Origin of the sequence: Lysobacter sp., assembly GCF_035655815.1 — a bacterium.
Lineage (GTDB): Bacteria > Pseudomonadota > Gammaproteobacteria > Xanthomonadales > Xanthomonadaceae > Lysobacter_J.
Genome location: NZ_DASRTS010000050.1, coordinates 1 through 7,040, shown reverse-complemented (window position 1 = coordinate 7,040; position 7,040 = coordinate 1). Strand labels below are relative to the sequence as shown.

8 protein-coding genes and 1 pseudogene are annotated in these 7,040 nt (G+C 68.8%); all 9 read left to right on the top strand.

Annotation, left to right across the window (positions count from 1 at the left end; all coding sequences use genetic code 11):
- A pseudogene (locus VFE83_RS13925) lies at positions 1-283 on the top strand (flagellar biosynthesis protein FlhF); the annotation flags it as partial.
- Positions 270-1,157 carry a MinD/ParA family ATP-binding protein gene (locus tag VFE83_RS13920; protein ID WP_005409532.1) on the top strand — a complete coding sequence of 296 codons (888 nt, stop codon included), beginning with the start codon at positions 270-272 and terminating at the stop codon, positions 1,155-1,157. The pseudogene VFE83_RS13925 and the gene VFE83_RS13920, both read left to right, overlap by 14 nt.
- Entirely contained in the window at positions 1,154-1,909 is a 756-nt protein-coding gene (locus tag VFE83_RS13915) for an RNA polymerase sigma factor FliA (protein ID WP_324907150.1), read from the top strand. The genes VFE83_RS13920 and VFE83_RS13915 overlap by 4 nt, the downstream gene beginning before the upstream one ends.
- 161 nt (positions 1,910-2,070) lie before the next feature.
- Positions 2,071-2,463, top strand: a complete 393-nt coding sequence (gene cheY / locus VFE83_RS13910; RefSeq protein ID WP_324907148.1) for a chemotaxis response regulator CheY — start codon at positions 2,071-2,073, stop codon at positions 2,461-2,463.
- Positions 2,460-3,071 (top strand): protein phosphatase CheZ, encoded by a 612-nt coding sequence (locus VFE83_RS13905; RefSeq protein WP_324907146.1) that lies wholly within the window; start codon positions 2,460-2,462, stop codon positions 3,069-3,071. Before cheY ends, VFE83_RS13905 begins: the two co-directional genes overlap by 4 nt.
- Positions 3,072-3,242: 171 nt before the next feature.
- On the top strand, positions 3,243-4,937 hold the full coding sequence (locus VFE83_RS13900; protein ID WP_324907144.1) for a chemotaxis protein CheA: 1,695 nt from the start codon (positions 3,243-3,245) through the stop codon (positions 4,935-4,937).
- A gap of 140 nt (positions 4,938-5,077) precedes the next feature.
- Positions 5,078-5,818 carry a flagellar motor protein gene (locus VFE83_RS13895; RefSeq protein ID WP_324907142.1) on the top strand — a complete coding sequence of 247 codons (741 nt, stop codon included), beginning with the start codon at positions 5,078-5,080 and terminating at the stop codon, positions 5,816-5,818.
- Between the two features lie 13 nt (positions 5,819-5,831).
- Positions 5,832-6,758 carry a flagellar motor protein MotD gene (gene motD / locus VFE83_RS13890; protein WP_324907140.1) on the top strand — a complete coding sequence of 309 codons (927 nt, stop codon included), beginning with the start codon at positions 5,832-5,834 and terminating at the stop codon, positions 6,756-6,758.
- A partial coding sequence (locus tag VFE83_RS13885) for a ParA family protein (RefSeq protein ID WP_324907138.1) occupies positions 6,758-7,040 on the top strand: 283 nt, incomplete at its 3' end. The genes motD and VFE83_RS13885, both read left to right, overlap by 1 nt.

Genomic DNA, 7,040 nt, shown 5'->3' with positions numbered 1-7,040 from the left:
GGCCAACACCAGCTTCGGCGACATGGACGAGGTGGTGCGCCGCTTCGGTGCGGCAAACCTGCAGGGCCTGGTGCTGAGCAAGCTGGACGAGACCGGCCGCTTCGGCAACGCCCTGTCGGTGGCGGTGGACCACGCCCTGCCGATCACCTGGGTGACCGATGGCCAGGACGTCCCGGAGGACCTGCATAGGGCCAGTGCAGCCAATCTCGTACTTCGCCTTGAAGATTTGCGCCGAGCGGCCGATATGCCCTGCAACCCGGAGTTGAACCATGCCGTCGCGTGAGTACGCCAAGCTGACCAAGACCTTCCCGCTGTCGGCCACCCGCAGCGAGCCGCTCGGCCCTGTGCGCACCATCGCGGTGACCGGCGGCAAGGGCGGCGTGGGCAAGACCAACGTCTCGGCCAACCTGGCTGTGGCGCTGGCGGGCATGGGCAAGCGCACGCTGCTGCTGGACGCCGACCTGGGCCTGGCCAACATCGACGTGATCCTGGGCTTGAACCCCACCTTTACGCTGGCCGACCTGGTGGCCGGCCGCTGCTCGCTGGACGACGTCATCGTCGAAGGCCCGAACGGCGTGCTGGTCGTCCCGGCCGCTTCCGGCCGCCGGCACATGGCCGAGCTGGCCCCGGCCGAGCATGTCGGCCTGGTCAACGTGTTCTCCGAACTGGAACGCGAGCTGGACATCATGGTGGTCGATACCGCCGCCGGCATCACCGACGGCGTGCTGACCTTCTGCCAGGCCGCGCAGGACACCGTGGTGGTGGTCTGTGACGAACCGGCCTCGATCACCGACGCCTACGCACTGATCAAGGTGCTGTCGCGCGAGCGCGGCGTGGACCGCATCCAGGTGGTGGCCAACATGGTGCGCGACCCCAACGAGGGCCGCGTGCTGTACGAAAAGCTGACCCGCGTGTGCGAGAAGTTCCTCGCCGATGTCTCGCTGAACTACCTGGGCTGCGTGCCGCAGGACGACTGGCTGCGCCTGTCGGTGCAGCGCCAGCAACCGGTGGTGAAGGCCTACCCGTCCAGCCCGGCCGCGCTGGCGATCACCGAGATCGCGCGCCGCACCGCACGCTGGCAGGCGCCGACCGAACCGCGTGGCGGCGTCGAGTTCTTCCTCGAGCGCATTCTCAAGCAGCGCGGGGTGGCCGCATGAAAGGCGCAGCCCAGTACCGGGAGGTCCAGCGCTCGGCGGCCAACGAGGTCATCTCCCAGCACTCGGACCTGGTGCGGCGCATCGCCCACCACCTGGCCGCACGCCTGCCGGCGAGCGTGGAGGTGGACGACCTGATCCAGGCCGGCATGATGGGGCTGATCGAAGCGTCGCGCAGCTACGACGCCGACCAGGGCGCCTCGTTCGAGACCTACGCCTCGATCCGCATCCGCGGTTCGATGATCGACGAGATCCGCCGTGGCGACTGGGTGCCGCGCTCGGTGCACCGCCGCTATCGCGACGTGGTGGCCGCCACGCGCGAGGTCGAGCAGCGCACCGGTCGTGCCGCCAGCGCGCAGGAAGTGGCCGGCGCGATGAACGTGCCGCTGGACGAATACCACCGCATGCTCGAGGACGCCGCGCGCGGCCAGCTGATCAGCCTGGAAGCGCACCTGGACGAACACGACGGCGAACCGCACCTGGCGCGCCACGCCGGCACCTCGCCTGCGCGCGAGTTCGAGCAGGTCGCGTTCCGCGAAGCGCTCGGCGACGCCATCGGCGGCCTGCCCGAGCGCGAGCAGCTGGTGCTGTCGCTGTACTACGAGCAGGAACTGAACCTGCGCGAGATCGGCGCCGTGCTCAACGTCAGCGAATCGCGCGTGTGCCAGATCCACGGCCAGGCGATGTTGCGACTGCGCTCCCGCCTGGGCGAATGGCGCGGGGCCAACGACAGCGATGACGACGATGGCTACTGACTGATTTTGCTTTTGCTCCTCCCCCTGCTTGCAGGGGGAGGTTGGGAGGAGGTACGCGGCGCGCAGGCGCCGGTCACAAGGCACTCCTCCCCAGCCCTCCCCTGCAGGCAGGGGAGGGAGTCCAACCTCCTGATCCATTCTTCGCACCAGAGCCAGCCCACATGGACAAGAACATCCGCATCCTCATCGTCGACGACTTCTCGACCATGCGTCGCATCGTCAAGAACCTGCTCAACGACCTGGGCTTTCACAACACCGCCGAGGCCGACGACGGCAGCACCGCGCTGATCGAACTGAAGAAGGCGCCGTACGACCTGGTGGTCACCGACTGGAACATGCCCGGCATGGCCGGCATCGACCTGCTCAAGGCCATCCGCGCCGATGCGTCGCTGGCGAAGATCCCGGTGCTCATGGTCACCGCCGAAGCCAAGCGCGAGCAGATCATCGAAGCCGCGCAGGCCGGCGTGAACGGCTACGTGATCAAGCCGTTCACCGCGGCCACGCTGGAAGACAAGCTCACCAAGGTGTTCGAGCGCCTGGGAGCGGCCGCGTGATCGACGTTCCTGCACCGCAGGACCGGCAGGCCGTGATCGCCCGTCTGCATGCGGCGCTGTGGGCGCTGGAGCACGACGATCTGGCTGGCTGGCGCAGCAACGTCGACGCGCTGATCCAGTGGCGCAGCCAGCCGCTGGTGCAGGGCCTGGCGAAGCTGGCGCGCGAACTGGAAGGCGCGCTGGGCAACGGCGACATCGCCTCCACCGGCTCGCTGCCGGAAGCCTGCGCGCGGCTCGAGCACGTCGTGCAGGTGAGCGAGGACGCCAGCCACCGCACGCTGGACCTGATCCAGGAATGCGCCACGCTGCTGGGCACCCTGCCCGACGCCGCCGCCGAGGAACAGGCCGCCACCATCGCCGCGATCCGCAGCCGCATGTCGGAGATGACCGCCGCGCAGGGCTACCAGGACCTCACCGGGCAGATCATCCGCCGCGTGGTGGACCTGGTCCGCGCCGTGCACGCCGGCCTGGGCGAAGTGGCCGACACCGGCACGCAGCCGCTACACCTCAACAACAACCGCGGCTACGGCCCGTCCGTGGCCGGCGTCGATCCGGCACCGGCGACGCAGGACGACGCGAACGAACTGCTGTCGTCACTCGGGCTTTGACGCGGGAGCTTTGACGCCGATGGCTCGACACAGAAACACGCTGATGAACACGGACAAAGCGAATGCGTCTGCGATACGGCAACGCGGCGCGAGCCTGTTGGCACGCACCAACTGTGTCCCTCTGCGTGCCTCCGCGTCGAAGAAGGCTTCTGCAAGGGTTTAACGACATCCATGAGCGCCATCGCCAACGACATCGCCGCCGACTTCCTGATCGAGGCGCGCGAGATCCTCGACCAGCTCGGTGAGCAGATGGTCGCGCTGGAACACGCGCCGACCGATCGCGACTGCCTCAACACGGTGTTCCGCGGCTTCCACACCATCAAGGGCGGCGCGGGCTTCCTCGACTTCGCGCCGATGGTGGAGATCTGCCACGCGGTGGAAGACCGCCTCAACGTCGCGCGCGACGGCACCGTGCCGATGGACGCGGCCGCGTTCGACGGCGCGCAGCAGGCCGTGGACCTGGTGATCGACATGCTCGACTGCGTGGCCAACGGCGAGGAACTCCCGCACGCGCCGGCGTCGCTGCTGAAGTCGCTGCGCGACGGCGCCAAGGGTTTCGTGACGCAGATGCCGACGTTGTCGTCGGGGTCCAGCGCGCCGGCCGCCTCGCAACCACCGAAAGCCCCACCGCCTCCCAACCCGCGAGCAGGGGGAGCAGCAAAAGGCGCGAACGCCCCGGAAGCAGCGGACGCCACCGTGCGCGTGGACGTGCGCCGGCTGGACGCGATGGTCGACCTGGTCGGCGAACTGGTGCTGGCACGCAACCGCCTCAAGACGATCCGCCCGCGCCTGCGCGACGAGGACCTGGACCGCGCGGTGACCGCGCTGGACGTGGCCACCTCGCGCCTGCAGTCGGCGGTGATGATGGTGCGCATGCAGCCGGTCGGCCGCGTGTTCGCACGATTCCCGAAGCTGGCGCGCGACGTCGCGCGCCAAGTGTCGAAGTCGGTCGAGTTGGAGATCATCGGCGCCGAGACCGAACTGGACCGCAACCTGGTCGAAGCGCTGGCCGATCCGCTGGTGCACCTGGTGCGCAACGCCATCGACCACGGCATCGAATCGCCCGCCGCGCGCCGCGCCGCCGGCAAGTCCGAACAGGGCACCGTGCGCCTTTCCGCGCAGCAGGAAGGCGACCACGTCTCCATCGAGGTCAGCGACGACGGCGCCGGCATCGATCCGGAGAAGATCCGCCGCAGCGCGGTCAACAAGGGCGTCATCGACAGCGACGCGGCCGCGCGCCTGTCGGCCGACGAATGCCTGCACCTGATCTTCGCGCCGGGCTTTTCCACGCGCACCGAGGTCAGCGACCTGTCCGGCCGCGGCGTCGGCATGGACGTGGTGCAGTCGAAGATCCGCGAACTGTCCGGACAGGTGCAGATCCAGTCCGAGGTCGGCCGTGGTTCGCGCTTCATCATTCGCGTGCCGCTGACGCTGGCGATCCTGCCGACGCTGCTGATCGAACTGGACGACGACGTGTACGCACTGCCACTGGTGCGCGTGGTCGAGGTGCTGGCGCACGAGCGCGTCGAAGCGCTGTGGGTCGACGGCCAGAGCATGCTGGACCTGCGCGACGAACCGCTGCCGCTGATCGACCTGCGCACCTGGCTGGGCCTGCCGCCGATTGCCGGCGCGGCCACCACCTGCGTGGTGCTGCAGTCGGGCGAACAACGCTTCTGCCTCACCGTCGACCGCGTGCGCGGTCGTGAGGAAGTCGTCATCAAGGCGCTGCCGCGCACGCTGCGCGGACTGGCCGGATACGCCGGCGCCAGCCTGGTCGGCGACGGCCGCATGGCGCTGATCCTGGATGTCGATGCACTGCTCAGAACCGGACTGCGGGGCTCAAGTCCCGCGGCGAGGGACCGTTAAGACTGACGACCGAACAAAAAGAAACGAAGCCGTCATCCCGCGCAGGCGGGGTCCAGCGACTCGAGGCCAAGCCGCACGAAGGCACTGGATTCCCGCTTTCGCGGGAATGACGAACTCACCTTACGGACGCCTTCCCCACGATGGACAGACTCAGCCTCATCGGTGTCGTGCTTGCACTGGTTGCCCTGGTCGGCGGCAGCATCCTCAAGGGTGCCGGCCTGTCCGGCCTGTGGTCGCCGGCGGCGTTCGTCATCGTGATCCTGGGCACCGTCGCCGCGATCCTGCTGCAGACGCCGATGGCGACGTTCAAGCGCGCCATGAGCATCGTGCGCTGGGTGTTCCGTCCGCCGGTGCAGGACCGTCCGGCGATGATCGCGCGCCTGGTCGAATGGAGCACCGTCGCGCGCCGCCAGGGCCTGCTGGGCCTGGAGCCGGAAGTGCAGGCGCTGGACGATCCGTTCCTGCGCAAGGGCCTGCAGATGGTCGTCGACGGCGTCGAGCCCGAATCGATCCGGCAGATGCTGGAGATCGAACTGCACGGCCAGTCGCAGCGCGACCTGGCCGCGGCCAAGGTGTTCGAGGGCATGGGCATCTACTCGCCGACGCTGGGCATCATCGGCGCGGTGCTGGGCCTGATGGCGGTGATGAAGAACCTCGCCGATCCCAGCAAGCTGGGCCACGGCATCGCCGCGGCGTTCACCGCGACCATCTACGGCATCGGCGCGGCCAACCTGGCGCTGCTGCCGATGGCGTCCAAGCTCAAGGGCCTGATCAACCAGCAGGCCGACGAGCGCGAGATGATCATCGAAGGCCTCATCGCCATCGCCCAGGGCGAGAACCCGCGCAACATCGAAGCGCGACTCAACGGTTTCGTGGTCTGACGGACGCGCAGCCATGGCCTCACGTCGCCGCCACCAGCACGAGGAGCACGCCAACCACGAGGCGTGGGCGATCCCCTATGGCGACCTGATCACGCTGCTGCTGGCCTTCTTCGTGGTGATGTACGCGATCTCCTCGATCAACGAGGGCAAGTACCGCGTGCTGGCCGATGCACTGTCGTCCGCGTTCGGTGGTCCGCCGCGCACGGTCACGCCGATCCAGCTGGGCATGCACCAGCTGCGCGGCTCCGCGTTCGACCGGCCGTCGCTGGTCACGCCGGGTTCCAAGTCAGGCCCGTCCTCGTCCACGCCCATTGCTTCACCACGCATGAAGCAGGTGCTGGACATGCCGACCTTCGGCGCCAACCAGCAGGGCACCGCCGAACAACCCGGCGAAGCGGAAGACGCCCGCCACCAGCAGCTGCATTCGCTCGGCCGCCGCATCCAGGACGCGCTGTCGGAACTGGTCAGGCGCAAGCTGGTGACGGTGCGGCGCAGCTACAACTTCCTCGAGGTGGAGATCCGCAGCGACATCCTGTTCGCCAGCGGCGTCGCCGTGCCCAATCCCACCGCGGTCGACACGGTGCGCACCATCGCCTCGGTGCTGCGCGACGAGCCCAATGCGCTGCGCGTGGAGGGCTACACCGACAACCTGCCCATCGCGACCGCGCAGTTTCCGTCCAACTGGGAACTGTCGTCGGCGCGCGCGGCCAGCATCGTCCACGTCATGGCCGGCGCCGGCATCTCGCCCAACCGCATGGCGGTGGTCGGCTACGGCGAATACCAACCGGTGGCCGACAACACCACGCCTGAAGGCCGCAACGCCAACCGCCGCGTGCTGCTGGTGATCCTGCCAGCGGGCCTCGGCACCGACGCGTTGACGCGCGGCGGCACGGTCGCCGTCGCGATGCGCGACACCCGCACCGACCGGAGGACCGCCTGATGCAGACCTGGGCCATCGCCAACCAGAAGGGCGGCGTCGGCAAGACGACGACCACGCTGTGCCTCGCGCGCGGGCTGGTCGACGCCGGCCACCGCGTGCTGCTGGTCGACCTCGATCCGCATGCCTCGCTCTCGCATGCCTTCGGCGTGCCGACCGATCCGACGCCGCGCGGCGCGTACGAGCTGTTCACCGATGCCACGCAGATGCTGGCGCGCCTCGCGCGCGAGACGCCGGTCGAAGGCCTGAAGCTCTGCCCCGCGCAGCCTGCGCTGGCGACGCTGG

Excerpts from the sequence above, each read along its gene's own strand:
- VFE83_RS13895 (WP_324907142.1), top strand. The coding sequence starts at position 5,078 with ATGGACAGACTCAGCCTCATCGGTGTCGTGCTTGCACTGGTTGCCCTG.
- VFE83_RS13915 (WP_324907150.1), top strand. The coding sequence starts at position 1,154 with ATGAAAGGCGCAGCCCAGTACCGGGAGGTCCAGCGCTCGGCGGCCAAC.
- motD (WP_324907140.1), top strand. The coding sequence starts at position 5,832 with ATGGCCTCACGTCGCCGCCACCAGCACGAGGAGCACGCCAACCACGAG.
- cheY (WP_324907148.1), top strand. The coding sequence starts at position 2,071 with ATGGACAAGAACATCCGCATCCTCATCGTCGACGACTTCTCGACCATG.
- VFE83_RS13900 (WP_324907144.1), top strand. The coding sequence starts at position 3,243 with ATGAGCGCCATCGCCAACGACATCGCCGCCGACTTCCTGATCGAGGCG.
- VFE83_RS13920 (WP_005409532.1), top strand. The coding sequence starts at position 270 with ATGCCGTCGCGTGAGTACGCCAAGCTGACCAAGACCTTCCCGCTGTCG.